Here is a 20316-nt window from a genome sequence, read left to right on the forward strand (position 1 = left end):
GCCTAAGCAAACTGAGGAATACAGTTGCTAATCAACCGTTGCACCATCATTACTTATGTTAATCACGACAGGCTGCTGAGCGGGCTCTGCCCCGTCGCTCACCGTCTCATCCGTCTTTGCTTGAATTGTACCGTACTGGATTAGAACCTTTCCCGTGTTTTCGACACCCCCAATAGCAGTTGTATACGCAGTTGAGGCCCCATTTCGGATAACATTGATTGTTGTTCGCGGATTAATATGCTCAGGGTAGGAAATTGAGTAAACTAACGGCTCTTGAGTCTGGGCATAGGTCTGAGCGATGTCCAGAACGACAGCTATATCATCAGGACGTCCAACGGTACCCTTCAGGTAGATACGGTTATTGATCACACTTACAGACACTTGCGAATCTGGAACCGCATCATTGATTAGCGACTGCAATTTCGGCTCAACCTTGTCGATCGCAACCTGAACCTCAATCTCACCAATGTACTCATCGTTCTCGCCAAACAAAGTTACATTAGTCAGACCAACTTCTTTTGTCTGCATATATAAAGATGCGTCAGTCAACGGAAACGCATCCAGCACACTAGCATCGCCAATCGCCGCATTCTTGTAGCTGCGGTCGAAATAAACTGTCCAAATTATCCCTGGCGAGAGCACCATCCGCTGCTTCGTCTGAGTGTCCAGTTTGATCTGACTTATCGACGTTTCCTGGGCGTTTACCGGCACTGCAACAGTAAATCCGAACAGCAATGACAGTACCGAGAGTACGTGACTGATCCCCAAATGGTAGGCTCCCGCAACGTTCTTCGTTCTCCTATCTGTCCACATACTGATCGCCCTCCAAAGAATATTCTTTCAGAATGGTTGCTGTGTCCTAGACTAGACGCCCCACTGATGAATTGGCAACTGTATACTACCAAGCCCATTTAGCTGGTGCGGATTGCCAGGTGAGCAGCCTGATCTGACTGGTCCAGTTTGATTGTACATCGCTGTAACAAACGTGCAGGAACAAAAACTCTCAACGAAGACGCGTTTTTCCACAAAAGTTTGGCTTGAGCCGATGTGTTGTGGTTATACTCTGCAAAAAAGATAGCGCCGACGACATGGCATGGAACTTACACGGAGAGAACCTGTTGCTTCGTTTGCAGAAGACCAAGAGTTTCCCAGACGAAGAGGGAGCAATCTTAGTTGAAGCTCTTATTATCATTCCAGTTATTACGATCTTCACCATAGGTATCCTGGAGTTCGGCAACATTCTTTGGCAGCGTCATCAACTCGAGACCGGTGTGAGAGATGCAGCTCGATATTGGTCGAGATGTCGTCCGACCTTCGGGAGTTGCTCAACTGATATAGCTCGAAACATCGCGTTTTATGGCACACCAGTCGGAGGTGGACGTCAGAGAGTGCCCGGCTGGACAAGCGGGCTAAGCATTCAGCCCACTTCACCTCCACCGACACCGACAAGCACTGACTTGGTTACCGTTACGGGAACCCACACATACCAAGGTTCACCGCTTTTTAGCGCCTTGAGGATTCCATTGATCGACATTTCTTACAGTTTTCAGACGCGGTATGTAGGATGGTAGGAAAGCGTCCTCTTAAAAATTTATTGCGTAGTGAGAGTGGAGTCTCGATGATAGAGGCGCTGCTAACGATGCCAATTGTTCTGTTGGTGTTCGCAGCGCTGATTGAATTCGGAATGGCCGTGTTTCAATTCAATCAGGCGGCAAAAGCATCTCAATTAGGCGCACGGTTGGCAGCAGTCTCGGACCCACTAGTGTCAGATATGTCAACTCTGACGGATGACTTTGCTGGCCTGGATGAGGCTGAGGCCGTGCCGGCAACAATTGTGAGCGTAAACTGTGGAACCGGTTCAACGCCATGTGATACTGATCGTTTGAACCGCATTGTTTATGGAAGTGACGGAGCTTGCGATCCTGGCGCAGGCGCCGCTGTGCGTGGAATGTGTGATTTCCATCCGCGGATTACTCCTACGAACGTCCATGTTAGCTACCATAGAGCAGGCCTCGGGTATGTCGGTCGGCCCGACGGCGCTGTTACAACCATTACGGTTGAGGTCAGAGATCTGAATTTTGACCTGCCCTTTTTGGGTGCTCTCATTGGCGTCAATTCAATTGCTATTCCTGTCTTGCCAGTGACCGTAACTAGCGAGGACCTCTGTTCAGCAAAAAGCTGCTGAACTTCGATCTCACGAAGGCCGAGGTCATCTTACTGAGATCGATTTGTCGTCTGTTTGTGTGTGGTCAGACGTGGCAAAATTGCTCACCGCACCAAATAGCTCTCGATGCGCCATAATTCATCAAGTGATGTGCTACCATCGTACTGTTCAACATCAATAATTTCTAAGGACAGGGACTCTTGTGGGCCATCCATTCTGTTGGGAAGAAAGAACGTTGCAAAAGACAAGACCGGCATGTCGTCCGTGTCTCCGACGATACTAAGACCGTCGCAATTGATGATCGCGGCGAACATTTCGCGCCGATCCGCCTCTCCGTCGATAACCGGAGCCAGTTCAAGACCCTGCTCTAGCTCAAAACGGTAAATGTCAAATCTGGACGGGAGAGTATCATCGTTCAAAGGGCCAAGGTCTTCATTTGGATAGGTGGTTCGAATTTCCAAATTTGTATTAAAATCGGTTGGAGCGTCGTCGACCAGATAGTCGTCCCAAGGCTTCCCATGAGCCAACTCCCAATAGCCTGGTTCCCATTCGCCGGTTATCGCGCCGGACGTGCATGTCCCAGCGGCTTCATCCACCGGCAGATTGGAACCATCATTCGCCTTGGTCCCGCGGAACAAGATACTGTCATCTGTCGGATCCCGGCATTCGCCGCGCAGGTTCCAATTGCTATCGGTTCCTATAGAAGCACCTGCTGCGGCCCCTGCCCCCCCGGGCGGAGCCATGACCTCGTTTAACAAAACGTCGCCATCGGAATTCAGAAATTCATTAATATTAACATCCGGCGGAAAAGCGTCCGAGTCGTTCATTGGTCCGGAATAGACACCGAACCGTGTGTTTAACCCCTGCCGCACGCTGGCAGTTTTTCCGGGTTTCGTGTCTACCGTATCGCCATAGTAGCACACAGGATTATCACCAGCCATGGCAGCTCGTAGGACATTTGCCCCACCGGTCTCCTGCGTCCTAAGGTAACCCCAGTTACCAGGCCCAGCCGGATCGCCGGCATTTGGCGAACCAATGAGGGAAATTAGTCTTCCGTGTAGGCGCCCGTCATTCATCGCATTTGCAAGTTTGGAGTATTCAGGACCATCATCTTGAAAAGGATTGCAAATAAAGACGGGGGTAACGTCGCACGTGACGGGACCTGGGTTCGTTGCCACAGCCCGCGCCGCAACAGGAACGCTTTGATACGCCCCGGTCAATGGATTCGGGAAAACCGGAGACAGGTTTTCAGATTGAACCAGTACATGCACATATTCAGCGTCTGCCCAATCGCTGGTTTCGTTGGCACTTATCCAACTGCTGTCGATGGCTGTATCATCGCTGGCCGGAATGTCGCGCAAAAAGTGAACGGTGAATTCATTGTTCTCGCTATCGGCGTAAGTCAGGTCAATGTGGACATCTGATCCGATCGGTCGCAACATGCTCACGGTATTTGTAATTTCAGCCATCGCCGCTTTCGCACGGTCAATAGCGTCGGGCTCTTTATTGAGCTCAACTGCGCCGGCGATCGCCACGGAGTCTGCAGCAGCTTGCAAATCCGAATGCGCGTTATTGCCACGCGCGACATCAATCACCAGCAGCGCTATTCCGAAAAAAACCGGGAGGAACAAAAGGACCAAGACGAGAACATACCCGTCTTCCGAACGCGTAAACTCTCGAGAAAGATTGCTCAAACCACTCTCCTGCTGCGATTGGAGCCATAAGGCTTCACGCATTGCTATCGCACCATACCATAGCACAATCTGCAGACTTTTGAACTATTTGTGACGGTCTCGTGGCTTTCTGCAGCAACAACTGCTCGGCGTCTGCTATCAATATATTGCGTGGTAAACTTGGTCTACTGTCGCGTCACAATGAAACCGCCCGTTTCACGCACGGTCACTCCATCTGACCGCGGATCCTCACTTGTCGTCACCATTATGCCAACAATCTCACCACCCGGTGCGGACGTATGATCACCAGACATGATCGCATAGTAATTCCCAGTGGCGAGGAATTCTTCACTAATTCCTTCTATAGCCGGAGTGAAAACAGACCCGTTAATCTCGCCATTTGATTTGGCAAAACCCGGGCCCACGCGGAAGACAAGGGCCGGAACCTCTTGCAGAGAAGCTCCCTCGTTCTTGGCTTCCAATGCATCCAAGTATGCGCGGGTGATGTCCACCCCATCTGTTGAATAGAACTTCCGATCAACAAACACCCCACGTACCGCGTTATCACATTGTTCTACCTCACAGCTCCCCCTGAAACCGCTGAAGTCGATATCTATCAAAGCTGTCGCCTCGGCGTACTCTAGACCACCGCGCCCATTAAAATCGCGAAGTGCCGCATAAGGGCCTTCGTAGGTCGCCTGTCCTTCTGCGGGAAGGTCAACACTCCCCTTGCGCTGATAAATGAAGCCACCAAAACCATAGCCGATATAGGATCCGGTGCGCACAATTGCGAACTCGGTTCCCTTGCTTGCACTTACACCGTAAATCGCTCGATGATCGAACTGAGGGACGGGAGTCCCTGTCACGGAATCCGGGAATACCGCGGGCGCTTCATAGACGGCAAACGGCGACGCGATGCCAAGCGAACTCACTCGCGAATACTCCTGCCCACCGGGTTGATTTCCGTCAAAGCCCAACCCCTCCACAAAGAAAGTGTCGTCGGCGGCGTTGTAGCTGTAAGCGCGCAAATAACCGTCACCGAGATCGGCATTCTGCGGCTCCGACCTCAGTATCGCATCATTTTCATCTGCTTCAGACGCCTCGCCGCCCCCACTATCCTGCTCAGGAATCGGATTACCGTTGATATCCGTACTGGGAGTTCCGCATGCAGCCAGAGCACTACAAAAAGCGATATAAAACAGTGATTTCCGCATCAGACCATCCCTTCCACCAACGTGAGAAGAGTCAGGCGGACAGTGCAAGATGTCAATCTTTAAAGAGACAGTGGTAGGTCCATGTTGCTGAATCGCACGAGACCGGGCCAGATATGGCAACAACGGAAGCGCCCTGTGCCCCACCACAACCATATCGTAACCTGCCAAAACTATTCTGAGGATGGCTCCGGCATCATCACTTCCTAAATGCGGGGATAAGGTTTCTAAGAATTCAGCCTTTTTTCTCGTTCCGCATAACAAACGTATTTCGATAGGGCGAACTATCTTCCCCTGACTTTACTTCCCCACTCAACTTCCTGAAACTATCAATAAGCGATCTGTCAAAATGGGAGCCAGCAATGTCCATCTTCGAATACGAGAAACCTCCAAGGACGATGGAAGAGACTGGGCTCACTCATAGCTTCCTTACCGATCTCACAAGCAAGATCATGTACGAAGGTGGCACGATGACACCCTCGAGTGTCAGTGAGGTGATCAGGCTTCCGAACATCGTTTGTAGGCAAATTATCTTGGAGATGGTGTCGCTTGGCCTGATCGAAGCGCAAGGGCTGGAAACCGAGGATATCAAATCCGAGATTAGGTACACATTAACCGACGCTGGACGTCGACGCGCTCTCCAAGCAATGATGGTTTCGAGATACATTGGTCCGGCACCTGTGACCTTTGAGTCGTTCTGCCGGCAGGTTAAGACCCAATCCATCGTCAACGAAGAAGTCCGAAGAGATACTTTGGAACGTGCTCTTGGACACCTCGTCATTCCGAGCGGTATGATGGACCAACTTGGACCAGCCGCAAACTCCGCAAGGTCCGTTCTGCTTTACGGTGAACCCGGAAACGGCAAAACATCCATTGCCGAAGCGCTGAAAGACACGTTTCAGGATACACTCTTCGTGCCCTACGCATTTATTGTGGGTAACCAACTTATTCGATTTTTCGATGAGACACTACACGAACGCGTGGATTTGCCGGCAAATGCTGAAAAACCGGATCCACGCTGGGTCCCTTGTCGCCGCCCCGTAATCACATCAGGGGGAGAACTCACACTTGATATGTTAGATCTTGCGTTCGAAATGACATCGCGTTTTTACGAAGCTCCTATGCACCTAAAAGCACTGGGAGGTGTCTTCGTTATCGACGATTTCGGGAGGCAGGTCGCCAAACCTCAGCAATTCTTGAACCGTTGGATCCTGCCTTTAGAGAAAGGTTATGACATATTATCCTTGCACACGGGGAAGAAATTTAAGGTTCCTTTTGATCAATTGGTCGTATTCTCGTCGAACTTGCGACCGGAGGAACTAGGCGACGGAGCTGCACTGAGAAGAATTTACTTCAAAATTCATGTTCCTTCGCCCACACGCGAGGATTATTTCAAGATTTTCTCCGCCGCATGTGAGGCACAAGATATTAAGTTCGAACGGGGCGTTGTCGAGGCGTTCTATCAACGCGAATATGAACAGGCGGGCGTGGTCACGTCCGGTGCGCACCCAAACTTTCTGCTACATCATGTGAAAGCGATCTGTCGATATCATGATAAGCGTATGGAGTTGACGGATGATCTGCTGCGAATTTCTTGGAAGAATGTCGTGAAATACAAGAAAAACGACGCGGTAGACGCGTGATGGTATCGCAAAAGTCCGGCGTCAAGAACTCATTTTACCTGCCCCCTCTGAGGGTGGGACTTATCGTCTTCGTCCGGTTGAGCGGCAACGCATGACTCTCTTACGACTCACGCGTTGCCGCATTGGATTTTCTGAGATTTTATCGCCAGACTTTTAAACTGACGATGTAAGCGACGGCTCCGATCAGAGCGACAAACCACTCAAGCTTGGCCAGAAACTGTTCTCTCCTGCACCACTATACACCGGCATCTCGTTCGCGCGTCGGTATTTGGAAACCTTGAACGTTCTTCCGCCTTGCATACACGTGGAACAGTGCATCCAGTTCCCTTCCAGCTCAAGCTTTTCACCCGGCTCCATATTGGGCATGCGACCTGTCAGCGTAACCCGCTCGCAATCGTCCATCTGGAACAAAGGACAAGCTGTACCCTGCCCAAGGTAAGTCCCTGAAATCTTGTGCATCTCTAGCCTCTATTCTGATATTATCTGCTACCTCATATAGCGTCTTAGTGCGCTACACTGACCATATGATGTCACAAAGGTGGCGTGAATGCGGCAGCGAAAATCATCTTTTGAAAAAGATGCGGCATGACTGCATCAGTCAAAGACAGAGTTCATGCCATCACCCTGAGCGAACACCGTGGTAATCAAGTCATTGAAAACCAGTCGTTTCACGAGGCGGTTTAGCTAGAAAAATAATTGAAGTCACACAATCCGGTTACCGAAACGAACAAGTGATGTGATATTCGCCAAGACGCCGCCCCAAGTCAGAACGAAAATATCAATTTACAACCCACAGAAGTCCACTTCAGATTTGGTCCACGCCACCTCAGGAGGGCGCAAGCCCCAGCAGCATTTGCAAAATGATCATCATGATTGGCACAAGAACAATAATCAAATTTACCGGAAACATGAACAATGCCATTGGGAAAAGCATTTTGACAGGAAGTGCATTGGCTTTTTCTTCAGCGCGGATCAAACGCATCTGGCGCATCTCGCGGGCGAAAACGCGCAACGTTTTACTGATGCTTGCGCCAATCTCTTGGCTCTGCTTGAAGAGAACCGCAAGCGTACGCGCCTCTTCCAAGTTAATGCGTTTCGAAAAGCTCTGCAGCGCCTCATCGATTGATCGGCCAGCGCGAATTTCGAGACTAACAATACTTAATTGAATGCCAAAATCGCGAGTTGTCACCAAAAACTCACGGGTCACCCTTTCAATTGCAGCCTCAATTCCAAGCCCTGAATCCACGCAAACAATGAGAAGATCCATAAAGTCAGGAAATAACTTCCTGAACTCCCTGGATCGTTTTTTGCCAATTCTCTCCAATACCGCCGAGCACAGAATAAAAGAAATGCCCGCGCCAAGCATCGCAAGCACCGTTGCAAAGGCAAGATTGATACCCGAAACAAATCTTATTGTAACAATTTGGATTACAGTAAAAACCGTTGCTGAAACCAAAACACGTAGAATGTTGAAGTTTAGGATGGCAGATTTTGAGAAGTACCCGGCCTGAACCAGCCGCATGGGCAATGAATTCGGCGGCATATTCCTTACAACATCGAGGTAATATCGAATCTCAGCATTTTCGTCGCCGAGCATCCGATCAATTTCTTTGTCTGTTTCGGTCCGCTTTGCACGCGTTGCGCCGACATTTCTTGAAATTTCAGCCCGGCGCAAAAAGTAGTTCAAAACAGAAAACGCCGCCATTAAGACAGCGACAAAGACACTGACAAGGATCAACGTTTGGTTCAAGCTGCGCGCTCCTTTTCTGGCACCTCTGCGCTAGTAATCAAAATTAACCAACCGCCGAATGATAAGCATACCGAAAAATATCATTATGAGGCAGATGCCAACAATCATTCCGCCGTACCCGCTTTCCCAAACCATATCAAAATAGGTCGGGACCAAAAACTTTATCATATAGAAGAGGCCAAACGGAAAGAAAAGCATGATCCAAGCCGTAATACGCCCTTCAGCCGAGATCGCTTTGATTTTTGCTTTTATCAATTGACGGTCGCGGATCATCTGCGCGAGATTTTCAACGATTTCCGCCAGGTTCCCGCCGGTGCTTCGTTGAACGCTCACGCTCACTGTGACCATCTTGATTTCTGTCGCACCAACCCGATCATACATGCTAAGCATGGCTTGTTCGATATCTGAACCAAAGGTCATCTGATCGCTGACAATGCCAAATTCCGAACCGATCGGGTCTGGCATTTCACGCGAGACCAATGCAATTGCTGTTGTGAGTGGATGGCCGGCTCTAAGACTGCGCACAATAATGTCGAGCGCAGGAGCCAACTGCTGAGTGAATATTTTTATCCGCCTTTGACGCATCCAAGATAAAATCAAAAAACCGGCAAGAAAGCCAAATAGCACTGAAAAGGCCACTTGAATGAGAAGGTCTACTGGAAGCATAAACTGCGCTAGGACAAAGCCAATCAGACACAAAACAACCAAACCAAACACAAGACTTGTTTTGCTGTATTCGCGTCCCGTTTGCGCAATAAACTGGTTTATTCGGTTTCCGAGATCCTGTTGTCCATCACGTCCGCTTAGGCCCCGTCGCTTCAGCAGCTCGGCGAAAGCGACCTCTGCGCCCTTATCCTTTCTTATTTTCTCCAGTCGGTTCGCCAATTCCACATTCGATCGCCGAATAGAGCCTATGGCGCGGAAAATGGTATCGACCAAGAGCAGTGCGGCTGCGAAGACTAGCCCAAAGAATATATAAGGATTATCAAACATGCTTCAGAGTGGAGTTGAAGGGTTGAAGTTTTTCGAGTCTAGATGGAGACCAAGCGTTTCGAGGTCTTCCATAAAACTCGGACGCAGGCCGGTTGCTCGAAACTCCCCTCTAATCGTCCCATCTTCGTCGATTCCAATTTTCTTGAAACGCATGATTTCTTGCAGTTGGATAACATCGCCCTCCATCCCGGTGATTTCCGAGATAGACGTTACTCGTCGCGAGCCGTCACGCAGCCGCGCGAGTTGAACGATTAGGTGGACCGCAGAGCTAATCTGTGAACGGATCGCCGTTTGTGTCATTGGCATGCCCGCCATTCCAACCATCTGTTCGATCCGCGAAATTGCGTCGCGGGGACTGTTGGCGTGAATCGTCGACATCGACCCCTCGTGACCAGTGTTCATGGCTTGCAACATGTCGAAGGCTTCTGGGCCCCTGACTTCGCCCACGATTATCCTGTCCGGGCGCATCCGTAGAGCATTCTTAACAAGATCACGCTGTAGAATTTCATTTCGCCCATCGACAGTTGGTGGGCGCGTTTCCAACCGAACAACATGCGGTTGCTGTAGTTGCAGTTCAGCGGCATCTTCGATTGTCACCAATCTTTCGTCGTGCGGAATGTAACTCGACAGCGCGTTTAGAACGGTGGTTTTACCAGAACCTGTCCCGCCCGAAACGATGATTGAAATCTTGGCTTCCACCGCGGCGGCGAGGAGTTCCGCCATACCCGCTGCCAAAGCTTTCAACTTGACCAATTTCTCAAGCGAAAACGGATGGCGCGAGAATTTCCGAATCGAAACTTGGGGGCCGTCGACCGCAATCGGGCGGATTGCGACGTTCACGCGTGAGCCGTCATGCAAACGCGCATCCACAAGGGGAGAAGCTTCGTCGACACGACGGCCAACCGCGGCGACGATTTTGTTTACGATCCGCATCAAGTGCGCTTCGTCCTTAAAGCGAACCTTTGTTCGTTCAATACGACCGCGGCGTTCGACAAAAACGGTCCCCGCGCCCACGACCAAGATGTCGGATATGGAGTCGTCACTCAGCAGTGGTTCCAACGGTCCCAAACCCAACATTTCATCCGAAATATCTGAGATCAGTGCGTCAAGCTCTGTCGAGTTGAGCGCTAGCTTGCGTTCTTTTACATAAGAACGAACCAAGGGACGAAGTTCATCTCGAACCTCGTTCGCATCCATTGTGTCAAGCAGAGAAAGGTTGATCTTATCCAGAAGAAACCGATGCAGAGCCACACGCTCCGAAACAAAATCGGGTCCGCCCTCGTGCTCATTTGTCGGATCAACCGACGGGGATGCCGCGTCATTCCTCTTTGAATAAGCATCAAGCTTGAATACTGAAGATTGGCTTGTTTCCTCAGCAGTGGGCTGTGTCTTGGTACGGAAGAAGCGTCCAGCCATTGCCTCATCTTTCCTATCAGTACACGATCACTTTCGTGCCGTTGCGGACGCGTTCGAAAAGGTCCATGACGTCACGATTGGTGAGACGAAAACATCCCGAGGTTTCGTAGTTTCCTACTGTACCTGCACTGTTGGTACCATGAATACGGTAAAGTGTGTCTCTACCATTGGCATAGAGGTAGATCGCACGCGCTCCCAGAGGATTGTAAGGTCCAGGAGGAACATAGGCGGGGAGATTACGATCACGTTTGCGCATTTCGCTAGGAGGCCGCCATGCCGGCCACTCCGCCTTCCGGCCAACATAGGTCACGCCAGTCCATTCAAAACCCGGCCGCCCAATTGACACACGGTATCGTTCCGCTTTTCCCCCCTCGAGTACGCGCAACAACGTTCTGTCACTGTTTGAGATTATGATCGTCCCCGCTCGCTCTCGACCTGCGTAGCCTACAATTGACATGGTACTTTCACCATGATCTCGCGGTAGCGACTTGTTTTCGGCCAGCAGCTGCGAAGGCAATGACACAAATGAAATGAGCGACAGGGCCAAACCTTGCGTCAAGAAGTCGCGTCGATGTACGTGCTTGGATTTCATTCGGCCTTCGCCTTCAAGAAGTCATGTTGTTCGACGTACTTGGAGAGTTTCCGCAGAAAACTGGAATTGCCAGAAATTTCGCTCAATAGGACGCCTCGGTCAATGGCTTCGCCGATGTTCGAGTCATCGACTGGCAAGAAACTGAATTCCGTATCGCCCAACAGCTCTTTCAGTTTGCGCTGAGAAATCCGTGTTCCAAAGAGTTTTCTTGTATGCTTGTTGAAAATAACGTGGATTGGAAAATCCTTGCCGCGTAACTCCTGGATCTCTTGAATAACGTCCAGTGTTTGGTTTATCGCCGGTAGATTTACCTCGCTGACCAATGTGCAGGTGTTAACCGCAGCGAAAACGTCGTTGCGCCACTCGGTCGCATAGTACGGAATATCCAGAAACAAGGTCGAATGTTCCAGACTCACGGCATCCAACAACCTTAATATCAGCTCGAAGCCACCATGCTCGACGTTTATGTTTGGGCACTTGAACGAATAAAGATAAAAACCCGCGTCGTGACGTTGCTGTATTACACTGAGGAATTCGCCGTCAATTCGACGGGGCGTGGCCGCAACTGAGCCAAGATCGAAGGAACTCACCATATTGAGCGCGTAGCCACAATTTCCTGTTGAAAAATCCAGATCAACCAAGGCAATGTTCGGATTTTTCTTTTTCAACATTTGACAAGCAAGGTCTGCCATGCCGATCGCGACAGTTGTCGCACCAGCTCCACCTACACAGGAAACGACGGCGTTTACCTGGTTCGTTCGGATGCGCTTCGTGCGCACACTATTATTGATCGCCGCGAAAAGCCCATCAACATCGACGGGTTTCGGGAGCCAATCGTCGATATCAAACTTCAAAATCTGACGCATCGCGGCTGGTTTCAGCGCTTCCGAAATAAGGATCAACGGAGCGTCTGCGACCTGCGCGCGAACCCGCGTAAGGATTTCAAGCTCCTCTTCACCCAAAGCGCCAATATCAACAACAATTACATCTGCGTTCACAACACTTGGATCCGAGGAAATCTCGTCAACCCTCACTTGTGTGACAATAAAACGGGAATGTTTTGAAAACGCGTGAAGCGCTTCGCTCTCGTCAAGCGCCGCTCCAATAACAATCACGACCCGCGTTACTGAAGCAATATTCATCAATTCTGCCCGCTATCTGTGTGAAAGATGTTTCTCAGAATATCTTGACGCCTTTGGCAAGTCACTTTGGCTCAAGTCCCTTGTTTGCCTCTGATATCAACGTACCTAATCGGCAATACCGTAATCGTAAGTCAGCAGATACTTGGGAAGAGTAGCTATCATCGATGATCTTAACAGTTCTCGGATTTGCACTGCCGTCCATTACTGCACCAATGACTCCCGTTTCCCGTCAGCCTCAAGAAAAATGAGGGTCGCCAAAACATGGATACCCACTTCTTACACCAAGACCGTTTCTGACACATTCTCAGTTATCGATAGGTATGTCCGTATTATAAGAAGAAGGTGGCCATGGATCGATAGCTTGAATTGCTGTATTCGCCTCCGTGGCGTTTCCCGTCAGAGGGGAAATCCGATCCCGGTTGTTCAAATAATCATCGCAACCAACGAGCGTCGTGGACACGAGTAAAAGCCCGAGCGCGCTCACTCTATTTTTTGTTAATAAGCGCATCTTCGAACTCCAGCTCAATAATATGCCCATAGGGCCCAACGACTCCTTCGCCTTCACGGAACTTGCGCAAGAGTGGGCGGTCTACTTCAAGCATTCCGTACAGGAACAATTCGACATCATCCGATGAACGCGTGCCTCCCAACGGAGAGACCAACTCTTCATCCGGAGACACCGGACGGACAATCCGCGGCGTAATCACAATCACCAGATCGGTTTCGCTTTTTTGGAATCCGGTTGAGCGGAACAAAGCTCCGATGATCGGCAACTGTCCGAGCCATGGCAGCTGCTCAATATTTCGCGCATTGTCCGTTTGCAGCAAGCCTGCAATCGCAAAGCTCTGGCCATCGCGCAAGGAAACCGTAGTGTCAGCACGCCGTGTAAAAAACGACGGATTACCATTCACGGTATTGGAGAAGTCTACATCGGATACTTCAGGTGTTACGCGCAACCTGATCAAACCGTGATCCAAAACAGACGGCAAGAAATTCAGCTTAACACCATACTCGCGATAATCAGTTTCTGTACCAGCGGTGCCGTTTTCTGACACAATGGTCCGCGATATCGGCACCTCTCCGCCGACCACAAAGTTCGCCGGGGACCCACTGGACGTCGTTAGTTTTGGATTTGCCAATCGCCGTGCAAGTCCCTTGCTTTCCAAAGCATTGATAATGATATCGACTTCTGTGCCGCTCACCTCAAGCAATTCGCCGATGAACGTACCGAACGGTACCTGGTTGATGCCTCCGCTGTTCGTCTGGAATGTGGTCGACCCACTTTCGTTCCTACCACGAAGGCCAATTCCAAGATTACGTCCTGAGTTGCGCTCCACCTCAAGGATGCGGACATCAAGCTCGACCTGTCGTGCTGTTGCAACACGGACGGCGTTGATCACCGGCCGCTCACTGAACTGTTGTGCAATTTGGACCACGGTGTCGAGATCACGCGCGTCTCTCACTTGGCCCGACAAACGAATACGGTCATTGAGGTTCGTCACTGACACCTGCGCGCTTGGAACGGCCGCACGGAGCGATGCCTCCAATTCAGAAAAATCGTCACGCACGCGAACATCGATCACTTCCAGCAACTGTTTGTCTGTCGAATACAAAGTAACATTCGTCAGGCCGGACTTCTTTGATTGCACATAGAGTGATGTATCAGTCAGTGGAAATACGTCGATTATTTCGGTATTGCCTATCAAGATATCCGCGAAAGGCCGACCTGTGTTAATCGTCAACGTCTCGCCCGGGTTCATTCGAATCCGTGACTCGATGCCATCATCAATGACGATTTCTGTCACTTGCGCATTCGCGGTATCGAGCAGACTGACCACCAAGGCCGCCGCCACCAGCCCATGACATGCGTGCCCCCAGCAATGCCTGCCGTGTTTCTTAAGTATTGCCCAGAACATACCTGTCATGCTGCCCTCATTCTCGCGCGTCGCGCACCGTGTTGCCGGTTACGCTGAAGATGCCGCTCACTGCGAGCCCACCTCACCTTCTTCACCGTCTTCGCCACCGGCGACGTCTTCGTCACTCGTTGACCCGCGATGTTCTACCTTGTACTCGGCCCGGTTACCATTGCGAATGACGCCAACCGTACTTTTTGCCGGCGGCACAAGAACCGCTTCGTTCAAACCTTCACCCACAGTCATATTATTTGCAGGTTCTTCACCCTCGAGTTTAGACCCAACTTCATCAAGCTTGTTAGTCATTTCTGCAGAGATGCCTTTTAGCAACTCTTCAAGAGCATCCAGCCTCTGATCCGCTGCATCAGCCCGCCCCTCCTCCGCGTCCGGAAGACCTGACAGCTGTGTTTCAACTAAGTCATCCGCAACATCGAAATCGCTAAGGTCGCTGATCGTCACACGCTCAACGTCTTCGACCTCGGAAGACGCTACATTCCGCAGCGCCAAAGATAGAATTCCGACGTTCCCGCCGAGAACAAGTTTCTGAGCCTCTTCGGTATTCACTTCAAAAGTGACCGTGCGCACGACGCTGGGATTGTCTTTGCGTTCATCTGACGTCTGGTCAATCGCCAAGACCCGCACCCCCTGCAACAACACGTCAACGAACTCGCCCCTTGTGAGCAAAACGTCCACACGGTCACCAGGCAAAACAAACCCCGCCACACCCAAGACATCGTTCACGCGGATGGAGACGGCTTTTTTTCCAGGTGTCAGCGCAGTTGACAATTTTGCTCGTTGACCCGGTTCAGTAATCTTCGACGCCAGAATCGGTTCGCCGACTGCCATTGGAGTCACAGCAAACCGAGCATTCTCCTCACCCTCTACAACGATCTGTCCAATCTTCTCGTAACTGCCCTCTGGCCGAAAACTTCCGGACCAAGGGATCTCGCGCACAGTCGTAAAAATAATTCTTTCGCCAAATTGGATGGGCTCTGCAGCAACCACAATGGTTTCTGCAGGCGCAACATCTTCGCGTTGCACTTCTTGTTGCAAGGCTGCGGCGAGCTGTTGTCTCTCCGCCATAAGCCAGTCCCGAGCACCGTAAACAGCAGCTGCAGCAAGAAGTATCGCGAGCAACAGGCTCACCGCTGTCGAAAATCTCATTTAGCCCTCACTTGTGCCGCGGAATTTGCCGTTTAAGAACACCTGCCACTCGCCAATTACTATTGGGATCCATTGCATTAGAGATCAAGCCCTACAACGTAGCAGCACGCCCCAATCACAAAATACGATTGAGGCGCCATCTTATTTTTTGCCGCCTAGGTCATCGTATACATCCTCAAACGAGGTGCAGACAGAACCTACCTAAAGGCTTAAGCTTACGTACCACCAGAACTCGGCGGGGCCAGATTTTGACCGCCCAACCAATCAGCCCAGGCCTGCCATCCATTACCGAGGCTTACCCCGAACGCAGTGACCGCCCCAATAACAACGGCTGTCAGCAGCCCAAGAAGAATGAGGTATTCGGTCAAAGCCAACCCATCCTCGTCCTCGCAAAATGCGTTAAACTTAGTATATATATGAGAGAACATTGTCGCGAACATGTAAGACCTCCTAGGTTCCCCGAATATGTAGACCTCCAGACGCGCAATCAACGAACAGGATCATCGCCCTCGCGCCACACTAAAAACAACTTTCTGACATAATCTCGTTATCTGTCAAAAGAAAAACACTTTGGACGCAATTTGCTCCGCAGGAGCGATACAATCAGCACATCAGTCTGTCTTTGTGCACTGCACTGATCACATTTTTTCAATTCAGTTACATTTCGTGAGCTTGATGCCAGCTATTGATGCGCTCCACGTGCCAACAACTCGATTCCTTGTAATTTGCTCATCCCACCTGCGGATACTCAATATTGCATCAGCGTTCCTTCAACAGGATGACGCTGCAAATCAAGCAGTTGATAATTTTATCTTCCTAAATTTGGACTTGCGCCGAAAAGGCGCAATTAAGAATCAACTTTGAGCAATATCCACCAAACGCAAAAGAAGAGATGGAAAGGCAGAGAGGCACATGACGACGCCATAAGGCGCTCGCCGACTCAATTTGATTTCACGAAGGCGGTTGAGGAACTTACCATGTCGTGTCATGCGCATCGCCACAGCCAGCACAAACAAAAAGAGTACAGAAAAAAAGAGCAGGCCAAAGACAAACACGTCGAGATAGTCAAACCCAACAAACAGCCCCAAGGCGCCAAAGAGCTTGACATCCCCTGCGCCAAGCATGCGGGACATCCAAAGCGCCAGTGCAATCGCGAACAGCAGTACCGCCGCAAACAAGTCACCAATGATGACCGATGGACTGACCAGTGTGCAAAAAGGGATATACAGAAGACACAAGATCACGACCGAACCATTCTTGATCTTCAACGTAAAAAAGTCGACCCACATGATATGGGTCATCAATGCTGTGACAGCAATGAAGAGAAGGATCAACAAGCCAGCTGACAGTACGCCAAGATCAAAGTGGCTTCAGGTCGCCTACAGACCGCTTTGGATAATTAACCGAGTTGCGAAGCAACTCGAGATTGTTTGCAGCTCGTTCATTTGACGGGTCTATCTCATACGCACGGATAAAATGCGCGCGCGCGCCTATAAGATCCCCCTGCAACAACAACGAGTACCCTCGATTGTTTTGATATTCGATCCGATTGCCGATGATCTTGGCAAGCTTGTCATACGCAGGGTTCGACTGATCAAACCGCCCTAACATGTCGGCAGAGGCAGCAAAGCCAAGCAGTGCGGCCGGATCCTCTGGGGTGTGATCCAAAGCCCGTTTAAACCGAGTGTAAGCCCGCCCGTAGGCTTCATCGCGAAACAGCACTTGCCCGACGACTAACGGGTCATCGCTCTTATAGTACTCACGGTTTGACGTGTCTCGCGAAGCACTGAAACTGTTGGAAAACGATGAGAACGTACCACTATCATCACACGCGGCTAGCGCCAGAACCATTGTCACCAAAAAAATGGAGTGCCGCATTTTTTCGCCCCTTACACGTTTCGCCGCCAATCCCCGTGCCGGGATGTCGCGCTCTTAGCCGAAAGTCATACACTATGTAGCAAGGGATTTAAATTCTTGGCAAGTCGCCCTGAACTTGGTTGAGATGAAAATGATACACCTGTGCGAGGCACGTCGGCACAAATTCCACAAGCCCAAACGATACATCCGCCACATCCCACGGACACTTGCCGTGCCCGGCTCAACCGCACAGATCTAACTCCAAGGCTCTTCGCCCGTCGGACCGGCATTTTGAGCAGATGTCCGTTCTTACGTTGTACGCAAACGCCATGCGCCTAGCGCCGTCCAAATGCAGGCCAAACATGAGCTTTTTCCCGGCAAATTCAGATATGTAGACGATGTGCGCGTGTCACTCCGGTGGCTCCCATGGCAAGAGGCCTGGCCACGACGCAACAATTACACTGTCAATCCAGCCTATCGCCGAGAGAAACGGACCTGAGGCACTCATCCACCTTTAGAAAGACCACCGCTGCCTCCGCGACCCAATCTCAACCGATTTGGAAATATGGTTGAGCCAAGTTGCTAGTCCGTCGCAAGCTCCGGGTCCAAATCAGACGGATGGCCCCACACTGAAATGCTGACGGAACAGCTTCCTGTCGGGTTGATATGGGCAAACTCGACATCAGCGATACGCACGCGCAGCTGCGCACAGCTTGCAAGTGCAGGTAAGATCAGCGCAGTAGCCTTCGGTCCGAGTTTTCCAATGCGCCGGAGACCTGGCTTGCCGAAACCAAATGGCAGGCCTGAGCATTTCTCGTGATAAACGGTTACGGACCCATCGTCTTCAGCTTTCAAGTGCGCAATGTCGCCGGGCATCAGTCCGAGGCGATGCGGATCGACAAACAGCTCCGTCAAAGATGCTTTGTGGATGAGTGGTTGCATGTCCCCCGCTTGGCACAGCTCAAATGCCCCTGGGCAGACTAGCGATAACTCAGCGTAGTATGCAAAACCAAATTGACCGCGGTGGTGTCAAAAAATTTCGGCAGGAGGTGCGAAAACACTCGGAGCATTATCGGGCATTTAACCTGCACATGGGGTTGGAGTTCCCGGTCACGGGCTTTCCGGCTTCAGAAATGCCCCTGACGGAACCCACCCGCTTTCTATCTTAGGTTGTTGTTGGGTTCGTTTCGGGAATCCTATCTTTTTCCTTTTCACCACTACTCGCTTTCTCTGATTCAGTCTGCAGCGCAGCCCCCACAGTCAACCAATGACGGAGCGCTTTGCGACGGCGCGCCTCGGCTTCACGGCGGTACCGCCGAAGAACCTTAAGGCGTCGCTGTAGCTCTGCGGGGCGGTCGGGGTGGGATCGGATGAGGATCTTAAGCGTTTCACGCATCCAGTCTTCGTCTACCCGCGCTAACATAAACCGTGCAACATCCAAGTCTTCAGCTCCCAAATGGGCTTTGTTGATGATATCACGTACCGAGACGTGTTTTGGAGGTCTGGCACGCTCGGCCATCAGAATTAAGTGCTGGCGCTCGGCTGCCAGACAACGTGCAAGCTGCGCCTCTGCCTCAGCCAGAGTGAGCGCCGCCCGCATTCTCGGATCGCGAGTAGTCAGATCCGGGACGCCCTCGGGATCGCTGAGAATGCCCCGATAGAAGCGAGTAATGTCATCCCAAGGTGGCAGAGTGGTCAGTCCGTGTTTCCACGCGTTGCGTGCAGACGCCGCGCGCCCTTGGGCTGTCTTCGGCCCTGTACTTTTGCTCGCATTGGCCGCGTTGGCGTGCCTTTGTCGTTCCGTGGTCACTCCTCGAGCACCTCAGCATCCTCGACCTGCCGGACACGCACGGATTTCACGCGGTCGAAGTCATCCCTCAGCCTACGGCGACGTGCTTCAATGTCAGCGATCTGGCGCTCATGTACTTCGAGGTGCTTTGCCAAAGCTTTATAGGCCTTGGCCACGATTTCTTCGGGAGCGACCTCGCGTTCAGACAGCGCCGTCATTGCAGCTACACGCGCACTTGCGTCGCTTGAAACGAGATCATGCGCAAGTTTCTCAGGGTGCGATTGACGCTCATTTTCGCAAACGCGTCCGACTTCACCTTTTTGGAATACTCCCATGGCTTGGTCGCGGAATTCTGCGCGCAGCAAGCTATCGCGAAAGCGGCGATGACGGAGCACATCCCACTCAAGCGCCACGATTTGCTCGGTAAGCAGATGTTCGTAGGGCGAAACCGGGTCGAGGTCGCTAAACAGGGCTTCGCGCAGAGCCTCGAAACTCTCCCCATCTTCATCCGGCAAAAGATAGGGGTAATAGATATCCTCCAGAAGGCCTCCAGGAGACTGTACATCAAAGGATTTAGCGCCACTATCCGTCATGGGCCCCTCCGTTCAGTTTTCTCGTGCATTGGCGCCATAAGTTATCACAAAATCGACTATAGTTTTACCTCATATTGTGCCCTAGTGTATGCGTACCCCCAAATACAACTCGGGCAAAGATGCAGCCGATAGTAGTCTCGGCATCGTTTTCGATGGATCAAGCGCGTGGAATCTTTGGCTCACCGATACGAATGCCCGGCCGATCATCCGGGGTGCCAATGAATTCAATGCCCGAGGTTTCAAGACATTTCTTAATTTCTTGAACTGTTGAAGCACTCGCGGAAGGTACCGAGTCTGTTGCTTCAATTCTCTTCAAGGTCCTAACGGAAACTCCCGATTTTTCTGAGAGCTCGGTGACTGACCAACGGAGTGCAAAACGCGCTATTCTAATCTGATTGCCAGTTATCATTGATAAA

General features: G+C 51.0%; 19 protein-coding genes. 3 read left to right on the top strand and 16 right to left on the bottom strand.

Going from position 1 to position 20316, the window contains the following annotated elements:
- Positions 1–27: 27 nt before the first annotated feature.
- The gene (locus MGEO_RS19155) at positions 28–813 is read right to left on the bottom strand and encodes a pilus assembly protein N-terminal domain-containing protein (RefSeq protein WP_085641349.1); all 786 of its coding nucleotides are present in this window, start codon (positions 811–813) and stop codon (positions 28–30) included.
- Between the two features lie 275 nt (positions 814–1088).
- On the opposite strand from MGEO_RS19155, the gene MGEO_RS21960 reads away from it, so the two are divergent.
- Both MGEO_RS21960 and MGEO_RS19165 read left to right on the top strand, forming a co-directional pair.
- Positions 1089–1571, top strand: a complete 483-nt coding sequence (locus MGEO_RS21960) for a TadE/TadG family type IV pilus assembly protein (protein WP_085641350.1) — start codon at positions 1089–1091, stop codon at positions 1569–1571.
- A 47-nt stretch (positions 1572–1618) separates the two neighbouring features.
- Positions 1619–2185, top strand: coding sequence for a TadE family protein (locus MGEO_RS19165; RefSeq protein ID WP_198948126.1), 567 nt, complete (start codon positions 1619–1621; stop codon positions 2183–2185).
- An 83-nt stretch (positions 2186–2268) separates the two neighbouring features.
- Here the strand turns inward: MGEO_RS19165 and MGEO_RS19170 are convergent, their stop codons facing one another.
- Positions 2269–3858 carry a Tad domain-containing protein gene (locus MGEO_RS19170; protein ID WP_158091061.1) on the bottom strand — a complete coding sequence of 530 codons (1590 nt, stop codon included), beginning with the start codon at positions 3856–3858 and terminating at the stop codon, positions 2269–2271.
- Positions 3859–4022: 164 nt separating this feature from the next.
- Positions 4023–5051 carry a hypothetical protein gene (locus MGEO_RS19175; RefSeq protein ID WP_085641353.1) on the bottom strand — a complete coding sequence of 343 codons (1029 nt, stop codon included), beginning with the start codon at positions 5049–5051 and terminating at the stop codon, positions 4023–4025.
- Between the two features lie 359 nt (positions 5052–5410).
- Between MGEO_RS19175 and MGEO_RS19180 the strand changes: the two genes are divergently transcribed.
- On the top strand, positions 5411–6691 hold the full coding sequence (locus tag MGEO_RS19180) for a hypothetical protein (protein ID WP_085641354.1): 1281 nt from the start codon (positions 5411–5413) through the stop codon (positions 6689–6691).
- An 826-nt stretch (positions 6692–7517) separates the two neighbouring features.
- Here MGEO_RS19180 and MGEO_RS19185 read toward each other — a convergent pair.
- The 13 genes from MGEO_RS19185 to MGEO_RS21225 form a co-directional block, all read right to left on the bottom strand.
- On the bottom strand, positions 7518–8441 hold the full coding sequence (locus MGEO_RS19185; protein ID WP_085641355.1) for a type II secretion system F family protein: 924 nt from the start codon (positions 8439–8441) through the stop codon (positions 7518–7520).
- 30 nt (positions 8442–8471) lie between these two features.
- Complete coding sequence (locus MGEO_RS19190) at positions 8472–9434, bottom strand: type II secretion system F family protein (RefSeq protein ID WP_085641356.1); 963 nt, start codon at positions 9432–9434, stop codon at positions 8472–8474.
- A 3-nt stretch (positions 9435–9437) separates the two neighbouring features.
- Positions 9438–10850: a CpaF family protein gene (locus tag MGEO_RS19195; protein ID WP_085641357.1), complete on the bottom strand. Its 1413-nt coding sequence runs from the start codon at positions 10848–10850 to the stop codon at positions 9438–9440.
- Positions 10851–10866: 16 nt separating this feature from the next.
- Positions 10867–11442, bottom strand: coding sequence for a L,D-transpeptidase (locus tag MGEO_RS21965; RefSeq protein WP_085641358.1), 576 nt, complete (start codon positions 11440–11442; stop codon positions 10867–10869).
- The gene (locus MGEO_RS19205) at positions 11439–12584 is read right to left on the bottom strand and encodes an AAA family ATPase (RefSeq protein ID WP_085641359.1); all 1146 of its coding nucleotides are present in this window, start codon (positions 12582–12584) and stop codon (positions 11439–11441) included. The genes MGEO_RS21965 and MGEO_RS19205 overlap by 4 nt, the downstream gene beginning before the upstream one ends.
- A gap of 485 nt (positions 12585–13069) precedes the next feature.
- A complete protein-coding gene (locus tag MGEO_RS19210) occupies positions 13070–14509 on the bottom strand; it encodes a type II and III secretion system protein family protein (protein ID WP_198948127.1) in 1440 nt (479 codons plus the stop codon).
- A gap of 57 nt (positions 14510–14566) precedes the next feature.
- On the bottom strand, positions 14567–15661 hold the full coding sequence (cpaB, locus tag MGEO_RS19215; protein WP_085641360.1) for a Flp pilus assembly protein CpaB: 1095 nt from the start codon (positions 15659–15661) through the stop codon (positions 14567–14569).
- 215 nt (positions 15662–15876) lie between these two features.
- A complete protein-coding gene (locus tag MGEO_RS19220) occupies positions 15877–16101 on the bottom strand; it encodes a Flp family type IVb pilin (protein WP_198948128.1) in 225 nt (74 codons plus the stop codon).
- A 414-nt stretch (positions 16102–16515) separates the two neighbouring features.
- On the bottom strand, positions 16516–16998 hold the full coding sequence (locus tag MGEO_RS19225; RefSeq protein WP_143746305.1) for a prepilin peptidase: 483 nt from the start codon (positions 16996–16998) through the stop codon (positions 16516–16518).
- A 22-nt stretch (positions 16999–17020) separates the two neighbouring features.
- Positions 17021–17539 carry a hypothetical protein gene (locus MGEO_RS19230; RefSeq protein ID WP_106299241.1) on the bottom strand — a complete coding sequence of 173 codons (519 nt, stop codon included), beginning with the start codon at positions 17537–17539 and terminating at the stop codon, positions 17021–17023.
- 561 nt (positions 17540–18100) lie between these two features.
- Positions 18101–18460, bottom strand: coding sequence for a hypothetical protein (locus tag MGEO_RS19235; protein ID WP_085641362.1), 360 nt, complete (start codon positions 18458–18460; stop codon positions 18101–18103).
- Positions 18461–18683: 223 nt separating this feature from the next.
- Complete coding sequence (locus MGEO_RS19240; protein ID WP_085641363.1) at positions 18684–19328, bottom strand: hypothetical protein; 645 nt, start codon at positions 19326–19328, stop codon at positions 18684–18686.
- Positions 19325–19900 carry a hypothetical protein gene (locus MGEO_RS21225; protein WP_143746306.1) on the bottom strand — a complete coding sequence of 192 codons (576 nt, stop codon included), beginning with the start codon at positions 19898–19900 and terminating at the stop codon, positions 19325–19327. The genes MGEO_RS19240 and MGEO_RS21225 overlap by 4 nt, the downstream gene beginning before the upstream one ends.
- Positions 19901–20316: the final 416 nt, after the last annotated feature.

Origin of the sequence: Marivita geojedonensis, assembly GCF_002115805.1 — a bacterium.
Lineage (GTDB): Bacteria > Pseudomonadota > Alphaproteobacteria > Rhodobacterales > Rhodobacteraceae > Marivita > Marivita geojedonensis.

Excerpts from the sequence above, each read along its gene's own strand:
- MGEO_RS21960 (WP_085641350.1), top strand. The coding sequence starts at position 1,089 with ATGGCATGGAACTTACACGGAGAGAACCTGTTGCTTCGTTTGCAGAAG.
- MGEO_RS19205 (WP_085641359.1), bottom strand. The coding sequence starts at position 12,584 with ATGAATATTGCTTCAGTAACGCGGGTCGTGATTGTTATTGGAGCGGCG.
- MGEO_RS19210 (WP_198948127.1), bottom strand. The coding sequence starts at position 14,509 with ATGACAGGTATGTTCTGGGCAATACTTAAGAAACACGGCAGGCATTGC.
- MGEO_RS19165 (WP_198948126.1), top strand. The coding sequence starts at position 1,619 with ATGATAGAGGCGCTGCTAACGATGCCAATTGTTCTGTTGGTGTTCGCA.
- MGEO_RS19220 (WP_198948128.1), bottom strand. The coding sequence starts at position 16,101 with ATGTTCGCGACAATGTTCTCTCATATATATACTAAGTTTAACGCATTT.
- MGEO_RS19235 (WP_085641362.1), bottom strand. The coding sequence starts at position 18,460 with ATGCAACCACTCATCCACAAAGCATCTTTGACGGAGCTGTTTGTCGAT.
- MGEO_RS21965 (WP_085641358.1), bottom strand. The coding sequence starts at position 11,442 with ATGAAATCCAAGCACGTACATCGACGCGACTTCTTGACGCAAGGTTTG.
- MGEO_RS19155 (WP_085641349.1), bottom strand. The coding sequence starts at position 813 with ATGTGGACAGATAGGAGAACGAAGAACGTTGCGGGAGCCTACCATTTG.
- MGEO_RS19175 (WP_085641353.1), bottom strand. The coding sequence starts at position 5,051 with ATGCGGAAATCACTGTTTTATATCGCTTTTTGTAGTGCTCTGGCTGCA.
- MGEO_RS19230 (WP_106299241.1), bottom strand. The coding sequence starts at position 17,539 with ATGCGGCACTCCATTTTTTTGGTGACAATGGTTCTGGCGCTAGCCGCG.
- MGEO_RS19195 (WP_085641357.1), bottom strand. The coding sequence starts at position 10,850 with ATGGCTGGACGCTTCTTCCGTACCAAGACACAGCCCACTGCTGAGGAA.
- cpaB (WP_085641360.1), bottom strand. The coding sequence starts at position 15,661 with ATGAGATTTTCGACAGCGGTGAGCCTGTTGCTCGCGATACTTCTTGCT.
- MGEO_RS19190 (WP_085641356.1), bottom strand. The coding sequence starts at position 9,434 with ATGTTTGATAATCCTTATATATTCTTTGGGCTAGTCTTCGCAGCCGCA.
- MGEO_RS21225 (WP_143746306.1), bottom strand. The coding sequence starts at position 19,900 with ATGACGGATAGTGGCGCTAAATCCTTTGATGTACAGTCTCCTGGAGGC.
- MGEO_RS19180 (WP_085641354.1), top strand. The coding sequence starts at position 5,411 with ATGTCCATCTTCGAATACGAGAAACCTCCAAGGACGATGGAAGAGACT.